Source organism: Streptomyces sp. Wb2n-11 (assembly GCF_001049855.1).
In the GTDB taxonomy this organism is placed as follows: Bacteria; Actinomycetota; Actinomycetes; order Streptomycetales; family Streptomycetaceae; genus Streptomyces; species Streptomyces altiplanensis.
Genome location: NZ_CVPB01000001.1, coordinates 1,195,325 through 1,214,243 on the forward strand (window position 1 = coordinate 1,195,325; position 18,919 = coordinate 1,214,243).

The 18,919-nt window shown below is 72.5% G+C and carries 15 protein-coding genes and 4 pseudogenes; 10 read left to right on the forward strand and 9 right to left on the reverse strand.

All coding sequences use genetic code 11. The features are described 5' to 3' along the window. The first annotated feature begins 150 nt into the window (after positions 1–150). From BN1555_RS05265 to BN1555_RS05295, 7 genes and pseudogenes are all read left to right on the forward strand, one after another. Positions 151–1,122, forward strand: coding sequence for a fumarylacetoacetate hydrolase family protein (locus BN1555_RS05265; protein ID WP_093803199.1), 972 nt, complete (start codon positions 151–153; stop codon positions 1,120–1,122). Continuing rightward, positions 1,119–1,901 (forward strand): SDR family NAD(P)-dependent oxidoreductase, encoded by a 783-nt coding sequence (locus BN1555_RS05270; RefSeq protein WP_093798298.1) that lies wholly within the window; start codon positions 1,119–1,121, stop codon positions 1,899–1,901. Before BN1555_RS05265 ends, BN1555_RS05270 begins: the two co-directional genes overlap by 4 nt. A gap of 102 nt (positions 1,902–2,003) precedes the next feature. After that, positions 2,004–2,789, forward strand: a complete 786-nt coding sequence (locus BN1555_RS05275; protein WP_093798299.1) for a CoA transferase subunit A — start codon at positions 2,004–2,006, stop codon at positions 2,787–2,789. Continuing rightward, the gene (locus tag BN1555_RS05280) at positions 2,786–3,436 is read left to right on the forward strand and encodes a CoA transferase subunit B (protein ID WP_093798300.1); all 651 of its coding nucleotides are present in this window, start codon (positions 2,786–2,788) and stop codon (positions 3,434–3,436) included. Before BN1555_RS05275 ends, BN1555_RS05280 begins: the two co-directional genes overlap by 4 nt. 298 nt (positions 3,437–3,734) lie before the next feature. Then, a complete protein-coding gene (locus tag BN1555_RS05285) occupies positions 3,735–5,426 on the forward strand; it encodes a lysyl oxidase family protein (RefSeq protein ID WP_176709956.1) in 1,692 nt (563 codons plus the stop codon). 141 nt (positions 5,427–5,567) lie between these two features. Continuing rightward, positions 5,568–5,747, forward strand: a pseudogene (locus tag BN1555_RS05290) (class I SAM-dependent methyltransferase); the annotation flags it as partial. Positions 5,748–5,920: 173 nt separating this feature from the next. Next, entirely contained in the window at positions 5,921–6,424 is a 504-nt protein-coding gene (locus tag BN1555_RS05295; protein ID WP_093798301.1) for an FBP domain-containing protein, read from the forward strand. On the opposite strand, the gene BN1555_RS05300 is transcribed toward BN1555_RS05295, so the two are convergent. From BN1555_RS05300 to BN1555_RS05335, 8 genes and pseudogenes are all read right to left on the reverse strand, one after another. Then, positions 6,411–6,722: a hypothetical protein gene (locus tag BN1555_RS05300; protein WP_093798302.1), complete on the reverse strand. Its 312-nt coding sequence runs from the start codon at positions 6,720–6,722 to the stop codon at positions 6,411–6,413. The two genes, BN1555_RS05295 and BN1555_RS05300, sit on opposite strands and share 14 nt — an antisense overlap. A gap of 25 nt (positions 6,723–6,747) precedes the next feature. Beyond that, positions 6,748–7,749, reverse strand: a complete 1,002-nt coding sequence (locus BN1555_RS05305) for a TIGR03842 family LLM class F420-dependent oxidoreductase (RefSeq protein ID WP_093798303.1) — start codon at positions 7,747–7,749, stop codon at positions 6,748–6,750. Positions 7,750–7,775: 26 nt separating this feature from the next. Further along, on the reverse strand, positions 7,776–9,176 hold the full coding sequence (hydA, locus tag BN1555_RS05310; protein WP_093798304.1) for a dihydropyrimidinase: 1,401 nt from the start codon (positions 9,174–9,176) through the stop codon (positions 7,776–7,778). Positions 9,177–9,252: 76 nt separating this feature from the next. Further along, positions 9,253–10,548, reverse strand: a complete 1,296-nt coding sequence (locus BN1555_RS05315) for an aspartate aminotransferase family protein (RefSeq protein ID WP_255305888.1) — start codon at positions 10,546–10,548, stop codon at positions 9,253–9,255. Beyond that, complete coding sequence (locus BN1555_RS05320) at positions 10,545–11,387, reverse strand: nitrilase-related carbon-nitrogen hydrolase (RefSeq protein WP_093798306.1); 843 nt, start codon at positions 11,385–11,387, stop codon at positions 10,545–10,547. The genes BN1555_RS05315 and BN1555_RS05320 overlap by 4 nt, the downstream gene beginning before the upstream one ends. Before the next feature lie 184 nt (positions 11,388–11,571). Further along, positions 11,572–12,996 carry a hypothetical protein gene (locus BN1555_RS05325; protein ID WP_093798307.1) on the reverse strand — a complete coding sequence of 475 codons (1,425 nt, stop codon included), beginning with the start codon at positions 12,994–12,996 and terminating at the stop codon, positions 11,572–11,574. A gap of 132 nt (positions 12,997–13,128) precedes the next feature. Next, positions 13,129–13,527 carry a PPOX class F420-dependent oxidoreductase gene (locus tag BN1555_RS05330; RefSeq protein WP_093798308.1) on the reverse strand — a complete coding sequence of 133 codons (399 nt, stop codon included), beginning with the start codon at positions 13,525–13,527 and terminating at the stop codon, positions 13,129–13,131. A gap of 73 nt (positions 13,528–13,600) precedes the next feature. Then, positions 13,601–13,851: pseudogene (locus BN1555_RS05335) on the reverse strand (helix-turn-helix domain-containing protein). A gap of 41 nt (positions 13,852–13,892) precedes the next feature. Between BN1555_RS05335 and BN1555_RS05340 the strand changes: the two are divergent. Continuing rightward, positions 13,893–14,670 (forward strand): annotated as a pseudogene (locus tag BN1555_RS05340) (M24 family metallopeptidase). A gap of 88 nt (positions 14,671–14,758) precedes the next feature. On the opposite strand, the gene ggt reads toward BN1555_RS05340, so the two are convergent. Continuing rightward, on the reverse strand, positions 14,759–16,579 hold the full coding sequence (gene ggt / locus BN1555_RS05345; protein ID WP_093798309.1) for a gamma-glutamyltransferase: 1,821 nt from the start codon (positions 16,577–16,579) through the stop codon (positions 14,759–14,761). Positions 16,580–16,682: 103 nt separating this feature from the next. On the opposite strand from ggt, the pseudogene BN1555_RS40125 reads away from it, so the two are divergent. Then, positions 16,683–17,388: pseudogene (locus BN1555_RS40125) on the forward strand (hypothetical protein); the annotation flags it as partial. Between the two features lie 238 nt (positions 17,389–17,626). Further along, positions 17,627–18,766: a L,D-transpeptidase gene (locus tag BN1555_RS05355; protein ID WP_255306359.1), complete on the forward strand. Its 1,140-nt coding sequence runs from the start codon at positions 17,627–17,629 to the stop codon at positions 18,764–18,766. Positions 18,767–18,919: the final 153 nt, after the last annotated feature.

Sequence of the window (18,919 nt, forward strand, 5' to 3'; positions counted from 1 at the left end):
GCTGGCCCACGAAGCCGTCGACACCGCGTAGCACGAGAAGCACGAACCACCCGGGCAGCGGGCTGCCGCGGACGTCCCCTCGTGGGCCACGGCCTCATGCGCATCCCCTTCACCGACCTCCCCGGCCTCCCCCCCAACAGGAGTCGCACCATGCGTTTCGCCGCTTACGAGCACCGGCACCGCCACCGAGTGGCCGTCGTGGAAGAGGACGGCACCCTCCTCCCCCTGCCCGGCGTCACCTCGCTCACCGCTCTGCTCACGGAAGCCGACGGCCTGCCGGGACTGCTCGCCGCCGGGGCGGCGGCGCTCGACGTGCCGCCCGGCCCCCATGTCTCACAGGTACGGCTGCTTCCTCCCCTCCAGCCTTCCTCCGTAAGGGACTTCGTCACCTTCGAGGAGCACGTCGAGGGCGTACGGCGGTCCGTGGAGGGCACCGGCGGCGTCCCCGCGCAGTGGTACGCGGCCCCGACCTTCTACTTCACCAACCCGCACGCCGTCCTCGGCCCGCACGACGACATCCCCGTGCCGCCCGGCTCCACCGCCCTGGACTTCGAGCTGGAGGTCGGTGCGGTGATCGGCCGCGAGGGCCGCGACCTCACCCCCGGGCAGGCCCGCGACCACATCGTCGGCTACACCGTCTTCAACGACTGGTCCGCGCGCGACCTGCAAGCGGCGGAGATGAAGGTGGGCCTGGGCCCCTGCAAGGGCAAGGACACCGCCACCACGCTCGGCCCGTACCTCGTCACCGCCGACGAACTGGAGCCGTACCGGGACTCCGAAGGCTTCTTGCGCCTGGCCCTGACCGCCGAGGTCAACGGCGAGAAGGTCGGCGAGGACCTGCTGTCCAACATGAGCTGGACCTTCGAGGAGATGACCGCCTACGCCTCCCGCGGCACCCGCGTCGTGCCGGGCGACGTCCTCGGCTCCGGCACCTGCGGCAACGGCGGCTGCCTCGCCGAACTGTGGGGCCTGCGCGGCGAGCGGACGCCGCCGCCGCTGAAGCCGGGCGACACCGTCACCCTGACCGTCGAGGGCATCGGCACCGTCTCCAGCACCGTCGTCCCGGGTGCCGAGCCCGTGCCCCTGCCGGCCGGCCGGCGCCGCGGCCGGGAGCGGCCGTGACCGGCCCGCAGCCCCCGGGGCACCCCCCGGCCGAAGGCCGGGGGAGGCTGCTCGGCAAGGTCGTCGTCGTCACCGGCGCGGCCCGCGGCCAGGGCGCCGCCGAGGCCGAGGCGCTCGCCCGGGAGGGCGCCCGCGTCGTCGCCACCGACGTCGGCCCCGCGAGCGGCTGCCGGCGCCTGGACGTCACCAGCGAGAAGGACTGGGCCGGACTCGCCGCCGACCTGCGCGAGGCGTACGGGGAGGTGCACGGCCTGGTCAACAACGCGGGCATCACCTGGCGCGCCCGCGTCGGTGACGTACGCCCCGAGGACATGGCCCGGGTCCACGCGGTGAACGTCACCGGCCCCCTCCTCGGCATCCAGCACCTGGCCCCGCTCATGCCATCCGGCTCCTCCGTCGTGAACGTCGGCTCCTCGGCGGCCCTCACCGCCCATTACCCGGTCGCCTACACGACCAGCAAATGGGCGCTGCGGGGCCTGTCGAAGACCGCCGCCCTGGAACTGGGCCCGCGCGGCATCCGCGTCAACACCGTCCACCCCGGTTACATCGAGACCGGGATGACCGCCTCCGCCGCGCCGGCCTTCCGCGAGGCCAACGTCCGCGAGACCCCGCTGGGCCGCACCGGAACCGTCGGCGAGGTCGCCCCGCTGGTCGTCTTCCTGCTGTCGGACGAGGCGTCGTTCATCAGCGGAGCCGAGATCCCCGTGGACGGCGGACTGACCGCGCACGGCGGCGTCAAGTCCGTCTCCGACGCCCTGCGGCCGGGGGCCGGCGGATGAGGCGGCCCGACGGCGGGGTGGCCCCGGTCTCCGGCACCGCCCGCGGCCGGGGCCACCCCGCCGTCCTGCCCGGCTCGGCACACTGAAAGGAACACGCACACCATGGACAAAGTGATCGGCAGCGCCGCCGAGGCGGTCGCCGGCATCCCCGACGGCGCCTCACTGGCCGTCGGCGGCTTCGGCCTCAGCGGCGTACCCGAAGTCCTCGTCCGCGCCCTGTACGAGCAGGGCGCGAGCGGCCTGGAGGTCGTCTCCAACAACTGCGGCGTGGACGGCCGGGGTCTGGGCATCCTGCTGGCCTCGGGCCGCATCGCCCGGGTGACCGGCTCGTACGTCGGCGAGAACAAGGAGTTCGCCCGCCAGTACCTGTCCGGCGAGCTGGAGGTGGAGCTGGTGCCGCAGGGCACCCTCGCCGAGCGCCTGCGGGCCGGCGGCGCGGGCATCCCCGCCTTCTACACCCCGGCCGGCGTGGGCACCCAGGTCGCCGCCGGCGGCCTGCCCTGGCGCTACGCCGCCGACGGTACGGTCACCGTCGCCTCACCGCCCAAGGAGACCCGCGACTTCGCGGGCCGCCCGCACGTCCTGGAGCACGGCATCACCACCGACTTCGCGCTCGTACGGGCCTGGCGCGGCGACCGGCACGGCAACCTCTGCTTCCGCCGGGCCGCCGCCAACTTCAACCCCCTCGCCGCCATGGCCGGCCGCGTCACCGTCGCCGAGGTCGAGGAACTCGTCGAGCCGGGCGAGCTGGCCCCCGAGGAGGTGCACCTGCCCGGCATCTACGTGCAGGGGGTCGTGGAGCTCGACGCCGACCAGGCCGCCGACAAACAGATCGAGCGCCTTCTGACTTCCGCATCCCCGGCACGAGGGACGGTACGTTCCCGATGACCTGGACCCGCGACCGGATGGCCGCCCGAGCCGCCGCCGAACTCACCGACGGCTCCTACGTCAACCTCGGCATCGGCCTGCCCACCCTCGTCCCCGGCCACCTCCCGCCCGGAGTGCACGTCGTCCTGCACTCCGAGAACGGCATCCTCGGCACCGGCCCCTACCCCACCGAGGACGAGGTCGACCCGGACCTGATCAACGCCGGCAAGGAGACCGTCACCGTGCTGCCGGGCGCCTCCTTCTTCGACTCGGCGCTGTCCTTCGGGATGATCCGCGGCGGCCACATCGACACCGCCGTCCTCGGCGCCATGCAGGTCTCCGCCCACGGCGACCTCGCCAACTGGATGATCCCCGGAAAGACGGTCAAGGGCATGGGCGGCGCGATGGACCTCGTGCACGGGGCCCGACGCGTCATCGTCCTGATGGAGCACACCGCCAAGGACGGGAGCCCGAAGATCCTGGAGGAGTGCACCCTGCCGCTCACCGGAAAGGCGTGCGTCCACCGGATCATCACCGACCTCGGCGTCCTCGATGTCACCGACGACGGCCTCGCTCTCGTCGAGACCGCTCCCGGCGTCACCGTCGAGGACATCACCGCGCGCACCGGCGCCCCCCTGCGCCTGGGCAGCTCCACCGCCGCCTGCTGATCAGGTGGGGCTCGCCGACCGGAGTGGGGCCGCGCGGACAACGGACAGCGAGTCGTTCGGCGGGGCGTAGCAACCGGTCTCAGTGGCCGGGCCCCGAAGAACCCCGGCTCAGGTACCACAACGGGGAAGCCCAGGGGCGGAAACAGCGCCATGACGGCTCGATCCGGCATTCAGGGTCCGTTTTCGGACAACGAGCCGTGTCTCGCGGTGCCCCAGACAACCCATGCCGCCCTCCAGCAACTCTCACGGGCCGGAGACAGTTCCGCGATCAGATCAGGCACCCGGAAAACGAGGAATTATGACCAGATTCCCCCAAGCCCGTCCATGGCGTTCGGCGATCGCCGGCGCCGCGGCGATCACCGTGACCGCCGGCCTCGTCGCCGCCGCGCCCGACGCCGAGACGGAGCAGCCCGCCCCGAAGCTCAGCCTGATCGCCGCCTCGGGCTCGGTGACGCTCACCTCGTGGAAGGAGAGCCCCGGCGTCTACCTGGACCTCGGTACGTACGTCACCGCCGAGAACGGCCCCCTCGAACTCAAGGTGACCCGCAAGTCCTACAAGGACCCGGTCGTGGCCACGCAGGTCATCCGCGAGGGGACGAGGACCCGGACCAAAACCCTTCCCCAGGGCCTGGTGAAGGACTTCGCGGGACTACCGGACTTCGCCCAGATCAAGATCACCGACGCGGCCGGCCGGACCGTGATGAACAAGTCCGAGGCCTTCTGCCCGAACAACGCCTCCGGCCGGATCCGCCCCGACGCCCCGGCCAGGTCGAAGTATCCCGAGAGCTGTCCCGAGAACCCGTTCACGCTCGGCTCGGTGTGGGGCGTCGAGAAGGGCTGGGCGTCCAACACGTACGCGGGCTACTACTCCGACCCGGTCGTCCTGCCGGCCGGGAAGTACACCGCCAAGGTGTCCGTGAAGAAGCGCTACCGCGAGCTGTTCGGCATGGAGAACAAGTCCCGGACGATCAAGGTGACCGTACGCGAGCGCAGCTACGAGGACGACACGGGCGCGGCGTCCGCCATGGCGCACGGGTCGCACGCGGCCGGGCACTCCGGTCACGGCGCGATGCGCGCGCCGGCGCCGGCCCCCGCGACGAGCGGGGCGGGACCGTCGTACAACGTGGGGCACGGGCCCTACACCCCCGCACCGCCGGCCCTCCCCTGGGCGCTCGGGAAGGAAGCTTTCAGGGCGGCCCGGGTGGGTGACAAGGCCGGGCAGACCGACGGCTCCCGGAAGGCTCCGGCGGTGAAGCCCGCCGCGAAGCGGCCGACCGGCGCACCGAACGTGCCGAACGTCCCCAAGCCCGACCTGCGTTCGCTGCCGGCCTACGGCATCACCACCGACAAGGGCGAGGGCAGCACGGCGGGCAAGGACTACCTGGCCTTCAGCGCCAACGTGTGGAACGCGGGCCCCGCACAGCTCGTGGTCGACGGCTTCCGCGCTCCGGGCAAAAAGGTGATGGACGCCTACCAGTACTTCTACGACGCCGACGGGAAGCAGGTCGGCTACACGCCGACCGGCACCATGGAGTGGGACCCCCGCAAGGGGCACGAACACTGGCACTTCACCGACTTCGCCAGCTACCGACTGCTCAAGGCCGACCAGAAGGAGACGGTCCGCAGCGGCAAGGAGGCCTTCTGCCTGGCCAACACCGACGCGGTCGACTACACGGTGAAGAACGCCAACTGGCACCCGGACAACACCGACCTGTCCACGGCGTGCGGCCAGGAGAGCTCCATCTCCGTCCGGGAGGTGCTCGACGTCGGCTCCGGCGACACCTACACCCAGGACCTCCCCGGCCAGTCGTTCGACATCACCAACCTGCCGAACGGCACCTACTACATCCAGGTGCTGGCCAACCCCGAGAAGCGGCTCAAGGAGACCAGCCTCACCAACAACAGTGCCCTGCGCAAGGTCGTCCTGGGCGGCCGGGCGGGCGCCCGTACGGTGACCGTGCCCGCTCATCACCTGGTCGACGCCAACTGACCCGGGCCTGACGGAACACACGCATCGATACCGGCTCCCGGGCTCCGCGCCCGGGGGCCGACGTCGTGAGCGGGCCAGCCGGCGCGATCACCGCCGTCGAGCGCATCGAGGAGACCCTGTGGACCCCGCGCCCCCGCGCCTGTGAACCCCGTCGCCGAAGCCTGGGACGGGCCGGTCGGCGCGCACTGGGCCGAGCACCAGGACCGCTACGACGCCATGGTGTCCGACTTCAACGACGCGCTCTTCGCCGCCGCCGCGATCGGCGAGCGTGACCGCGTCCTGGACATCGGCTGCGGCAGCGGCCGGACCACCCGTCTCGCCCGCCCCTACGAGGCGGGGCGGGGAGTGGTGATGCGGGCCGGGGTCTGGATGGTCGGCGCGGTACGCCCGTAGAGGAGGCCGCGGGAGCGGGTCCCCGCCGGCCCCGTGGGGGTGGCGCCGCACGGCGGATATTGAGATGAGGCGCCACCCGCTGCTCCGTAGGGTCGACACTCGTGGAACCGCTCAGTGAGAAACAGATCCGCTCGTCCTTCGTGAACTGCACCAAGGGCGAGGCGACCCGCCTCAAACTGCCGCTCGACTTCGCCGAGCTGCCCTGGGGGGACCTGGACTTCCTGGGGTGGGTGGATCCGGGCGCTCCGCTGCGGGCCCACCTCGTACTGCCCCGCGTGAACGGTCCGCTGGGCATCTCCCTGCGCGTCCCCGCCGTGGGCCGCACCAGCGCCGTGAAGTCCAGCCTCTGCCAGATATGCCTGACGGGACACGCTTCCTCCGGAGTCTCCCTGCTCGCCGCCCCCCTGGCGGGTGCGCGGGGCCGGGAGGGCAACACGGTCGGCATCTATGCCTGCTCCGACCTCGCCTGCTCGTTGTACCTGCGCGGCAAGCGGCAGCCCAAGCTGCGTTCCGGGCGCTACGAGGAGTCCCTCACCCTGGACGAGCGCATCGCCCGCATGGCGGGCAGTCTGGACGCCTTCGCGGCCAAGGTCACCGCGGGCTGAGGTCCGCTCCGCCCCGCTCGCCGTCCGCCGTACGCGCCCTCCCGGCGGGGGCGGCCCGCTTCCGGCCCACGCCGGGGGCGACCGGTCCCGAGGCGAGGAGCCGGGAGGGGACGCTGTGCGCCATGCCGGCCCGCGGGGCCGCGAAGTCGTACGCCGTCCGGCGGCGCCGTTCCACCGGTACGGGGAGCACGTCGTCGGCGAAGCGGCTGCCGGAGCCGGCCGCGCCGGGGCGGGCCCGACGCGGCCCCTCCGGGCCGGGCCCGCGGGGGCGGGGACCCCTGGGAACGGTTGCGGTCACGGCGGCGGGACCCTTCGCGGGTGACTCAGGAGCTGAGCGCGGGGATGACCTCGGCGCCGTACGCGTCGATCGTCGCTTCCTTCGCGTCGTGCATGTCGTAGACCGCGAACTGGTCGACGCCGAGAGCGCGCAGCGCCCGGAGCTTCTCGATGTGCGCCTCGGCCGGTCCCAGCAGGCAGAAGCGGTCGACGATCTCGTCGGGCACGAAGGCGGTGTCCGGGTTCCCGGCCCGCCCGTGGTGGCTGTAGTCGTACCCCTGGCGCTGCTTGACGTACGCCGTGAGGGCCTCCGGCACCAGGCCGGAGTCCTCGCCGTACCGGGCCACCAGGTCGGCGACGTGGTTGCCGACCATACCGCCGAACCACCGGCACTGCTCCCGCGCGTGGGCGAGGTCCTCGCCGACGTACGCGGGGGCGGCGACGCAGATGGTGACGGACTCCGGGTCGCGTCCCGCGTCCGACGCGGCGGTGCGTACCGCCTTGACCATCCACTCGGTGAGGAACGGGTCCGCCAGCTGGAGGATGAACCCGTCCGCCTTCTGCCCGGCCAGTTCCAGCGCCCTGGGGCCGTACGCCGCCATCCACACCGGCAGCCGGCCGTCCTTCACCCACGGCAGCCTGATCCGCTGCCCTCCGATGTCCGCCTCCCGCCCCTCCGCCAGGTCGCGGATGACGCCGATCGCCTCGCCGAGCCGGGCCAGGGTGTTGGGCTTGCGGCCCGCCACGCGCATCGCGGAGTCGCCGCGGCCGATGCCGCACACGGTCCTGTTGCCGTACATCTCGTTGAGGGTGGCGAAGGTGGAGGCGGTGACTTCCCAGGTGCGGGTGGAGGGGTTGGTCACCATCGGCCCGACGACCAGGCGCTCGGTGTGTTCGAGGACGCGGCTGTAGATGACGAAGGGTTCCTGCCACAGCACGGCGGAGTCGAAGGTCCAGCCGTAGCGGAAGCCGTTGCGCTCAGCGCGCCGCATCAGGCCGACGACCGCCGATGCGGGCGGGTCGGTCTGCAGGACGAGTCCGAAGTCCATGACGTGGACCTCCCGGTTCGCTCGGGTCAGTTCAGGTTCTGACAGGTGGATCGGGGCGTGTAGATGCCGTGCCCTGCCCGGCCGGTGAACTCGCGGCCGTCGATGACGGGTTCGCCGCGCGAGAGCACCGTCTCGACCTGCCCGGTGATCCGCTTTCCTTCGTAGGCCGAGTAGTCGACGTTCATGTGGTGGGTGGCCGCGGAGATGATTTGCTCGGCGTGCGGGTCGTAGATGACGACGTCGGCGTCGGCGCCCGGCGCGATCGTCCCCTTCTTCGGGTAGAGGCCGAACATCCGGGCCGGGGACGCGCAGGCGATCTCGATCCAGCGGCGGCGCGAGATGTGCCCGTCGACGACGGCCTGGTGCAGGAGGTCCATGCGGTTCTCCACGCCCGGCAGCCCGTTGGGGATCTTCGAGAAGTCGCCCCGGCCCAGTTCCTTCTGTCCCGAGAAGCAGAAGGGGCAGTGGTCGGTCGATACGACCTGGAGGTCGTCGGTCCGCAGGCCCCGCCAGAGCGCGGCCTGGTGCTCACGCGGCCTCAGCGGCGTACTGCACACGTACTTGGCGCCCTCGAAGTCCGGCTCCGCGAGGTTGTCGGTGGACAGGAAGAGGTACTGGGGGCAGGTCTCGCCGAAGACGTTGAGCCCCTTGTCGCGGGCGGCGGCGATCTCGGCGACGGCCTCCTCGGCCGACACGTGCACGACGTACAGCGGGGCGTCCGCGACGCGTGCGAGCTGGATCGCCCGGTGGGTCGCCTCGGCTTCGAGGAGGACCTTGCGGACCTCTCCGTGGTAGCGCGGGTCGGTGCGGCCCTCGGCCAGGGCCTGCTCGACGAGGACGTCGATGGCGATGCCGTTCTCGGCGTGCATCATGATCAGCCCGCCGTTGCCGGCGGAGCGCTGCATGGCGCGCAGGATCTGCCCGTCGTCGCTGTAGAAGACGCCGGGGTACGCCATGAACAGCTTGAAGGAGGTGACCCCCTCTCCCACGAGCAGGTCCATCTCCTTGAGGGAGTGCTCGTTGACGTCGGAGAGGATCATGTGGAAGGCGTAGTCGACCGCGCACTTGCCGTCGGCCTTCGCGTACCAGGCGTCGAGTCCTTCCCTGACGGCGTGGCCGACGCTCTGCACGGCGAAGTCGATGACGGTCGTCGTGCCGCCCCAGGCGGCCGCCCGCGTGCCCGTCTCGAAGGTGTCGGAGGCGAAGGTGCCGCCGAAGGGCAGTTCCATGTGGGTGTGCGCGTCGACGCCGCCCGGGATGACGTACTTCCCGGTGGCGTCGATCGTGCGGTCGGCGGTCCAGGCGCCGGCCGCGCCGCTGCCGTGGGAGGCGAGGGCGGCGATCCGCCCGTCCTCGATCAGGACGTCGGCGTGGATTTCGTCGGAGGCCGTGATGACGAGCCCTCCGCGGACAACGGTACGGTTCACGGTTCTGCTCCCTTCAGGTCCGGGAAAAGCGACGGGCGGAGCCGCCCCGGGAGGCGGCCGGCGGCGGCTCCGCGGCTCACTGCGCGTTCCTCAGGGCCTTCTCGAGGATGCGCGCGCCCTCCTCTGCCTCCGTGACGGTCAGGGTCAGGGGCGGAGCGATGCGCAGTACGGCGGTGTTGTGGCCGCCGCCCTTGCCGATCAGCAGGCCGCCCTCGCGCGCCGCTTCCAGTACGGCCGCCGCCGTCTCGGGCGCCGCCTCGTCGGTGCCGGGCTTGACGAGCTCGATGCCCGCCATCAGGCCCCGGCCGCGCACTTCGCGTACGTACGGCACACCGGCGGTGATCGCGCGCAGCCGTTCCAGGAGCAGGCCGCCGACGCGCCGGGCGTTGCCCTGGAGGTCGTGTTCCAGGAGGTAGTTGAGATTGGCGAGGCCCGCCGCCATCGTGATGGGGCTGCCGCCGAAAGTGGAGATGGAGTGGGCGTCGAGGCAGTTCATGACCTCGGCGCGGGCGACGACGCCGCCGATGGACATGCCGTTGCCGATGCCCTTGGCGAAGGTGAGGATGTCCGGCGGGCCGTTCTGGGCGTGTGCCTGCCAGCCCCAGAAGTGTTCGCCCGTACGTCCCCATCCGGTCTGCACCTCGTCGGTGATCCACAGGATGCCGTGCCGGTCGAGGACCTCGCGGAACGCGGCGTACAGGCCGTCGGGCGGTGAGGTGAAGCCGCCGACGCCCTGCACGGGCTCGGCGAGGAGCGCGGCGACGCGGCCGCCCGCCTGGCCGAGGAGGTCTTCGAGGTCGGCGACGCACGCCTCGATGAACTGGGCGTCGGAGAGGTGGGCGTACGGGCCCCGGCAGCGGACGGCTCCGTGGACGTACAGCGTCTGGAGCGGGGAGAGGCTGGTCGGGGACCAGGCGCGGTTGCCGGTGACGGACACGGTGGAGAAGGACCGGCCGTGGTAGCTGTTGCGCATCGCCAGGATCTGGTTCGAGCGGCGGTACGTCGTGGCGAGGAGCAGGGCGGTGTCGTTGGCCTCGGTGCCCGACGTGGTGAAGAAGACCCGGGCGTCGGGGATGCCGGAGAGGGTGGCGACGCGCTCGGCGAGCTCGACCATGGGGCGGTTGAGGTAGAGCGTCGAGGAGTGGATGAGGCGGCCGGCCTGCTCGCTGACGGCCTTGGTGACCTCGGGGAGCGCGTGGGCGGTCATGGTGGTGAGGATGCCGCCGAAGAAGTCGAGGTAGCGCTTGCCGTCGGCGTCGTGGACGTACCGGCCCTCGCCGTGGGTGATCTCGATCGGCTGCCGGTAGTAGAGCGAGACCCAGTCGGGGATGACGGCCTTGTGGCGGTCGTGCAGGTTGATCGCCTGGGTCACGGGTTCACCAGTCCTTCGTACGCGTCGGGCCGGCGGTCCCGGTAGAACGCCCATTGCTGACGTACTTCCTCGATGAGATCGAAGTCCAGGTCCCGGACGAGGAGTTGCTCTTCTTTGTCGTCGGCCCTCTCGCCGACGAACTGGCCGCGCGGGTCGACGAAGTAGCTGGTGCCGTAGAAGTCGTTGTCGCCGTACTCCTCCTGGCCGACGCGGTTGATGGCGGCGACGAAGTACTCGTTGGCGACGGCGGCCGCGGGCTGTTCCAGCTGCCAGAGGTGGGCGGAGAGGCCGCGGTGGGTGGCGGAGGGGTTGTAGACGATCTGGGCACCGTTCAGGCCGAGTTGACGCCAGCCCTCCGGGAAGTGGCGGTCGTAGCAGATGTAGACGCCGACCTTGCCGACGGCCGTGTCGAAGACGGGCCAGCCCAGGTTTCCCGGCTTGAAGTAGAACTTCTCCCAGAACCCCTTGACCTGGGGGATGTGGTGCTTGCGGTACTTGCCGAGGTAGCTGCCGTCGGCGTCGATCACGGCGGCGGTGTTGAAGTAGAAGCCGGACTGCTCGCGCTCGAATACGGGGACGACGATCACCATGCCGGTCTCGCGGGCGAGGTCCTGCATGCGGCGTACGGTCGGGCCGTCCGGGACGGCCTCCGCCCACCGGTAGTGCTCGGGCTCCTGCACCTGGCAGAAGTAGGGGGCGTTGAAGACCTCCTGGAACCCTATGATCTTCGCGCCCTGCCGGGCCGCCTCACGGGCGTGCTCCTCGTGTTTGGCGATCATGGATTCGGTGTCGCCGGTCCAGGTCGCCTGGACGAGTGCGGCGCGTACGACGTTGGCCATGACTTGTCTCCTTCAACGGGACGTCAGAGACCTTCTACGCCCGTAGATTCGGGACGTAGAGGGATGAACGTAAGCCCCGGCGAGGAGTGGGGCAAGACCATCGTCGTCAACCCGCAGAGTCGATCATGTTTCGCACCCGAGGGGTGACACGGGGAGGCCGCGGGGTTCACGGCCTCCGGGGCGTTCACGGTGCGGCGCCCGCCACCCGCAGGGCGTGGACGACGGCCCGGTACCGGCTCTGCGACACCCGCCGCGCGGTGTCGAGCAGCAGCGGGGAGAGGCGGCGCGGGTCGGTCCGGGCGGCCTGGGCGACGTCCTCGGGCGTACGCACGTGCACGAACGCCTCGGCCAGCGCCCGCACTTCGCGCTCGCGTCCGCCCGAGCCGTCCAGGGCGAGCAGCGCGGCCGCGATCTCGGCGGCGGGGCGCGCGACGCCCTGCCGCAGCAGTTGCCGGCCGTCGTCGGCGAGCCCCGCGGCGCCGAGTGCCCCGGCGACGGCGGCGACCCGGTCGGGCGGCAGCGAGGCCACCTCCCAGAGGAGGGTGGCCCAGTCGGCGCCGAGCCCGGCCCGGTGCAGGGCGGCGGCGAGCGCGGGCAGCCGCGCCGGGGGCCAGCCGGCGGCCTCGCAGAGGAGCACGTGCGCCTCGCCGGTACGCCCCTGGGCGCGCAGCCGCACGAGCACGGCGACGGTGCCGGTGACGGCGCGGGTGTCCCGGGCGAGGTCCGCGGTGTCCGTCACGGCGGCGGCCTCCGGCTCCTCCACCCCGGCGTACCGGGCGCCCCGTGGAGCGGCGGCCCGGGCGGGAGGCGCCGCGGGCACGGCGGACGCAGCGCTTCCGTCGTCGTCGAGCCCGGCGTAGCGGGCCCCGCGGGGGCGCCGTCCGGGAGTGGTGACGCGGCCGGAGCCGGCGGGCCCCCTGGCCCCCGGGCGCCCTCCGGGCGTGTCCTCGCGCACCGGACGGGCCGGACCGGGCCGGGCCGGGTACGTCGGTGCGGCGGCTTCCGGCCCCTCCGGGGCACCGGCCGCCACGGACGCCTCCCCGCGGAACCACGAGCCCGGGGCCGGGGGACGGGCCGGAGGGCGTTCCCGGGGCGGCGGGGGCGGTGCGTCCAGGGCCGCCAGGCGCGCACTCAGCTCCGCGCAGCGGGCCGTCGCGCGTTCGTAATCGTCGCGCGCCCAGGCCAGCCGGACGTCGAGCCCCTGCCCGTCGGAACCGCCGGACGGCTCCCGCAGGCGCAGCGCCAGCTCCCGCTCCCGTCCGGCGGCGTACGTCTGCTCGCGCCGCATCGCCCCGAGCCGCTCCACCAGCGCCTCGCGTCCGCCCGGCCGCCGGTCGTGCGCGGCGGCCGCCGCCGTGTGCAGCTCCCGCGCGCGTACGGCCGCGCGCTCGGCGGCTGCCGTACCGTGCCGTGCGGCCAGGTCCTGGAGGAGTGCCTCCAGAACGTCTCCCGGCGGGAGCTCGGCACCGGCGAACCAGGCGCGCATGCCCTCGGGGTCGCGCTGCCCGAAGACGCCGCACCAGCCGACGCCCGTGTCGACGAGCGCCGACAGTTCGCGCAGACAGCGCGCGAACTCCTCGCCCGGTGAAGCGTGTTGACCTACCGCCATAGCCGCCCGCCCCTGCCGCCCACCCGGAACCGTTCGGTCCGATCCGGTCCGCAGGCATTGGACCGCAGCCGTGTTACGGCGCCGCTACGGGCGGTTTTCGCATGAGGCGCAGACTCCTCATGGCGGTCGGAGTCAGAAGCTGATGGCGATACCGACGTGCGGTCGCTTGCCGAGCCGGACGACCATGGCGGGCACGTCGGTGAGCCAGAACTGCCAGGTGTACTTGCGCGCGAGGAGCCTGCGCGCCGCGCGCAGGCCGTCCGCGTCCAGCAGCCGCGCGGTGCCCTCGGCGGACGGCGCGCCGTCCTTGACGCGCCCGCGCACGTCGCACGCCGCCACCACGACCCGCTGGTCGTTGCGCAGCCGCTTGACCTTCCAGGAGTCGGCCCTGGTCCATACGTAGAGTTCGGTGCCGTCGGAGGCGGCCCACACCGGCGTGGCGACCCCGGTGCCGTTCTTGCGGAAGGTGGTCAGGCTGACGTACGGGCTGCGGCCGAGCACGGCGAGCGGGTCGTCCTGGTCGGAAGTCATGCCCGTGAGACTACGTCGTACGCCGCCCGGGCCCCGGCCGGCTCCGGCAGGCGCTCCCCGCTCCGGGCGCGGCTCACACCGGAACCAGGGCGCAGCGGGCCGCGACGTCGTCCATCGACAGGCCGAGCGCGCCCGCCAGTGCCGCCACCGTGAAGAAGGCGGGGGTCGGGGCGCGGCCCGTTTCGATTTTGCGGAGGGTTTCGGGGGAGAGGCCGGCGCGGGCCGCGACGTCCACCATGGTGCGGTCACCGCGCGCCTGCCGAAGCAACTGGCCCAGACGCTCGCCGCGTTCGCGCTCTTCGGGGTGAGGGGGGTACGTACCATGACGTCATTCTAATACCGTCGAGACCGGTATAGTAATTGAAATGGCCCAGATCGGGACGGACCACTCGGCGGGTGCGCCGCGGGAAACAGGGCGGGGCGGCCCAGCCCCTGGCCTCCGTACGGGAAGCGGTGGGCGCCGGCGTCAGCCTGCGCGAGCCGGACGAGGCGGCCCGCGAAGTCCTGCGGGGGGCCGGTGCCTCGCAGCCCTGCCCGGACCACCGCCCGGACCGGCCCCCGTCCCCTCCCCCGCCGTTCCCCCGGCGTCATCCGCACCTCCGTCGACGACGCGATCGCGCACGGCGCCCCGACCGGTTGCCGCCTGCGCGGCGGCGATCTCGTCAGCACCGGCTGCGGCGCGACACCCGACGACCGGGCCGGCGACCCGGCCGTCACCTTCGGCGTCGGCACGGCCCGCCCCGACGACGTACGCCTGGCCGAAAACACCCGTGATGCCCTGTGCGCGGGTATCGCGTCCGCCGCCCCGGCAACCGCGTCGGCGACATCGCCCACACGATCGGGCGCGTCCGCCGGTCCGCGGGCCACGGCGTCCCGCAGGGCTCGACGGCCACGGGGCGCGTGGGCCCGCACCACGCAGGAGGCCCCGAGGTGCCGAACGAGGGCCGTGCGGGACGCGGCCCTCGTCCTGCGTCACGGCATGGCGCCGACCGTCGAACCGATGCTGATCGGCGGCGGCCGGGACGCGTACTGCGCGGCCCCCGCGGATGGACGCTGCGCACCTCCGGCGGCAGCCGGGCCTCCCCCGCGGAACACACGGCGGCGGTCACGGACACGGGTCCGCGCGTGCTGACGGTGCTGTGAGGCGGGGCGGGAATTTCGTACCGGGGCTCCGCCCCGGAGGACGCCCGGGATCCTCCGGGGCGGAGCCCCGCAGCGGCTCGCGCCGGCGCTACGGCCTGCCGCTCGGCGCCACCACCATCGCCGAGCCGCCGCCCCGCCGCACCTTCTCCGCCGCCGCGAGCCACCGTCCGTCCGGCAGCCGCTGAACGCCCGTCGCCGCGCCGATCTCCGGGTTCCTCTTGAAGGCGTGGCCGATGGATTCGAGTTCGGCCCGCAACGGACTGTTCCACAGGCCGGGTTCGATCTCCGTCGTCGCGGCGTTGCGCTGGCTCGCGCGCGGCGCCGCGATCGCCTCGGCCAGCGGCAGTCCGCGGTCCAGGTGGCCGGTCAGGGTCTGGAGCACCGTCGCGATGATGGTCGCGCCGCCCGGGGACCCCAGCGCGAGCAGCGGGCGGCCGTCCTCCAGCACGATCGTCGGGGCCATCGACGAGCGCGGGCGCTTCCCGGGCCCCGGCAGGTTCGGGTCGTGGACCGCCGGGTTGGCGGGCGCGAAGGAGAAGTCCGTCAGCTCGTTGTTGAGGATGAAGCCCCGGCCGGGGACGGTGATGCCGCTGCCGCCCGTCGACTCGATGGTGAGGGTGTACGCGACGACGTTGCCCCACTTGTCGGCCGCCGTGAGGTGCGTCGTGTTCTCGCCCTCGTACGTCGTCGGGGCCGCCGTCCCCGCCGCACCGCACCCCTTGGGCCTGCGCGGATCTCCCGGCGCGAGCGGGCTCTTCAGCACCGCGTCGTCCTTGATGAGGCACTCCCGCGAGTCGGCGAACCGCTGGGACAGCAGGCCCTTCACGGGGACGTCCTCGAAGGCCGGGTCGCCGACCCACCGCCCCCGGTCCGCGAACGCGATCCGGCTCGCCTCGATGAAGCGGTGCAGGTACTGCGCCTGCGTGGTGGCCCCGGGCCTCAGGTCGGTGCGCTCGAGGATGTTGAGGGCCTCGCCGACGCTCGTACCGCCCGACGAGGACGGCGCCATGCCGTACACGTCGAGCCCGCGGTAGGAGATCTTCGTCGGCTTCTGGCCGAGCGTGCCGTACGTGCGCAGGTCCTTCGCCGTCAGGTCGCCCGCCCGCACCACCCTGGTCGCCTCCGGGTCGACCGGGGGTTTGCGGACCGTACGCACGATGTCGCGGGCGATGTCGCCGCGGTACAGCTCGCCGACACCGCCGCGGGCCAGCTTCCCGTACGTGCGCGCGAGGTCGGGGTTCTTGAAGCGGGACCCCACCACCGGCAGCTTCCCGCCCGGCAGGAACAGCTCCGCCGTGTCCGGGAAGTCCCTGAACCGCGCCTCGTTCGCCTTGGTCTGGGAGCGGAAGGTGGCATCGACGGTGAAGCCGTCGCGCGCGAGCTTCTCGGCGGGGGCGAGCAGCGTGCGCAGCGGCTTGCTGCCCCACTGGTCGAGCACCGTGTCCCAGGTGGCCGGGGTGCCGGGCGTGCCGACGCTGCGCCCGCTCGTCATCACCTGGTCGAACGGGATGGGCTTGCCGTTCTCCAGGAAGAGGGATTCGTCGGCGCTCAGCGGCGCGGTCTCGCGCCCGTCGACCGTGCGTACGGTGCGGGACTTGGCGTCGTAGTAGACGAAGTAGCCACCGCCGCCGATGCCCGCCGAGTACGGCTCGGTGACGCCGAGCGCCGCCGCCGTGGCGACCGCCGCGTCCACCGCGTTGCCGCCCCGCTTCAGGACCTCGATCCCGGCGGCGGAGGCGTCCGCGTCGACACTGGCGACCGCTCCCCCGTGCCCGACGGCGACCGGCGTCTTGGCGGGGGCGGGCGGTGATGCCGTGGGGGCGGCGGCGGGCGGCGCGGTCGCGCCCGCCGACACCACCGCCGCGGCGACGGCCCAGAATGACAGCACTCGTACCGTGGAACGGCGCATGCGTACCTCCAGTCAACACGTGTCCGCGCAGCGTAACTTCACCGTGCCCGCCCCGTCAGGACCCCTCGAACACCGGTGCGTCGAATCGTCGGCCTGCCGCCCCGTGACCGACGACGTACGCAGCACCGTGCCGGGCGTGATCGCGGCCGGGATCAGCGCTTCGATCGGCTGGCTCACCCGTACGCATCTGTGGCGGCGCAAGCTGCGTCACCGGCAGGCGTTCCTCGGGCTGCCGGGAACTCCGAGTCGCTGCCGTGGTGGACCGTGAGGCGGGCGGCGACGGCGCGGTGCACCGGTACGACGTCTTCGCGCTCCTGGAGTTCGCCGCCCGGATCAAGGGCTGCGGGGCGCACGCCCGGATCCTCTTCCACGACGTCGCGCGACAGGGCTTCGGCGAGCACACGGAATTCTGTCTCGGCGGCCCCGGATCGAACCGCCGGATGGCCGCCCACCTGCGTTCCCTGCTCCCAGGCGTCCGGATCGACACCGACGCCGAGCCGGGTCCGGACCGGGGCGCCTTCCGGATCGGCGGCGAGCACTGCCCCATGGATCCCGGGACGACCGGGTACGTCCTGCTGGCGCGCCTGACCGGTGGCCAGGAGGCGAGGCCGATGTTCCCCTTCCGCGGGCAGCGCGCGATCACCCACCAGGCCGCGACCCGCCGCCTCGCCCGCAACCACGAGAAGCCTGCCCGCGCCCACGGCAACAGCTCCTTCTGCCTGCTGCTGAAGGTGATCAATTCCCAGGCGTACGGGCCGGATGTGGTGGAAGTCATCGCCGATGTGACCCGCGCCGCCCGGACCCCGCTCCTGGACCAGGACCCGGCCCCGGCCCCGGTTCCACGCGCTTCTCGCGGAGCGGCTGGATGGCCGTCGCTCCTTCTGCGGCATTTGTCACAGGCGAATTGGGCGAAATTTTCACCATTCGCACGTCCACTCCCTGTTCAATCGGCTGTTCGGGACGACAGACATCGCACCGGAAGGTTTTCCGTTGAGCAGCTTGAGCCGCACGCACCGCCACGCCCGCACCCCCCACCGCAACCGCGATCTGCTGGTCGGCACGGCGGTGCTCACCGTCGCGCTCACCGCCTGCTCCGGCGGCGGGGCCGCTCAGGCAGAGGTGGCCGACCGGCCGGAAAGGCCCGCCGACGTCTCGGTGAACCTCCGGGGCGAGCACGCCAAGGCGGACGAGCCGGTGCGGGTGAAGGTCGCCGGTGACAGGCTGAAGGACGTCACGGTGAGTGACTCCAGGGGCGGGAAACTCGACGGAGAGGTGTCCTCGGACGGGAAGTCCTGGACGTCCGGCCACAAGACCGACCCCGGCACCGGCTACACCGTCGAGGCCGGGACGGAGAGCGGCGGCAGCGCGAAGTCCGGCTTCGCCACGGTCCCCTCCGGCAAGGTCAACACGCTCAACCTGGCCCCCGGCCACGACACCACGGTCGGCATCGCCCAGCCGCTGTCGGTCGTCTTCGACCACCCGGTCAAGAACAAGGCCGCCGTCGAGAAGCGCCTCCGGGTCAGCACCTCGAACAACACCGAGGGCTCCTGGGGCTGGATGCGGGACTACTCCGGCAAGGACCGCGTCGACTGGCGCCCCAAGGACTACTGGAAGCCGGGCACGAAGGTCTCCCTGAAGGCGAACCTGGGCGGTGTCGACTCGGGGGCCGGCCGCTGGTTCGTACGCGACTACGCCACGGACTTCACCGTCGGCAGGGACCAGGTCGTCAAGGTGGACCTCGACAACCACCGCCTCCGGCTGATGCGCGACGGGCAGCTGGTCAGGGACGTGCCGATGTCGGCCGGCACCCCCGGCGGCGACAGGGCGTCCTGGCGCGGGACGGCCGTGCTGATGGCCAAGGAGGGCACGATCAACATGCGCTCCGAGACCGTGGGCCTCGGCGACGCCTACGACAAGATGGTCGACTCCTCGATGCGCCTGACCTGGTCGGGGATGTACGCGCACGCCGCGCCCTGGAACACCGCCCACTTCGGCAAGACCAACAAGAGCTCGGGCTGCATCGGGATGAGCGACGACGACGCGTCGTGGGTCTACGACCAGGTCCAGGTCGGCGACCCGTTCGAGATGACGGGCAACGACGCCAAGGGCACGGTCGCGCTCAACAACGGCTACGGCGACTGGAACACCTCCTGGGCGGACTGGCAGGACCTGAGCGCCCTGCACTGACGCACCGGGCGGCCGCTCCGGACGGCCGCCGCCCACGCCGCAGGCGCTGTTGACACGCCGTACAACAATCGTTACCGCCACGTGACGCGCCGAGTGGTTACCAGCGGTAAGCACCGGACGTTACCGTCGGGTCACTTTTCCACTGACACACGT

What these genes read in the sequence shown, in the direction of transcription:
- BN1555_RS05280 (WP_093798300.1), top strand. Translation starts at nt 2,786, where the DNA reads ATGACCTGGACCCGCGACCGGATGGCCGCCCGAGCCGCCGCCGAACTC.
- BN1555_RS05285 (WP_176709956.1), top strand. Translation starts at nt 3,735, where the DNA reads ATGACCAGATTCCCCCAAGCCCGTCCATGGCGTTCGGCGATCGCCGGC.
- BN1555_RS05325 (WP_093798307.1), bottom strand. Translation starts at nt 12,996, where the DNA reads ATGGCGGTAGGTCAACACGCTTCACCGGGCGAGGAGTTCGCGCGCTGT.
- BN1555_RS05330 (WP_093798308.1), bottom strand. Translation starts at nt 13,527, where the DNA reads ATGACTTCCGACCAGGACGACCCGCTCGCCGTGCTCGGCCGCAGCCCG.
- BN1555_RS05320 (WP_093798306.1), bottom strand. Translation starts at nt 11,387, where the DNA reads ATGGCCAACGTCGTACGCGCCGCACTCGTCCAGGCGACCTGGACCGGC.
- ggt (WP_093798309.1), bottom strand. Translation starts at nt 16,579, where the DNA reads ATGCGCCGTTCCACGGTACGAGTGCTGTCATTCTGGGCCGTCGCCGCG.
- BN1555_RS05275 (WP_093798299.1), top strand. Translation starts at nt 2,004, where the DNA reads ATGGACAAAGTGATCGGCAGCGCCGCCGAGGCGGTCGCCGGCATCCCC.
- BN1555_RS05265 (WP_093803199.1), top strand. Translation starts at nt 151, where the DNA reads ATGCGTTTCGCCGCTTACGAGCACCGGCACCGCCACCGAGTGGCCGTC.
- BN1555_RS05305 (WP_093798303.1), bottom strand. Translation starts at nt 7,749, where the DNA reads ATGGACTTCGGACTCGTCCTGCAGACCGACCCGCCCGCATCGGCGGTC.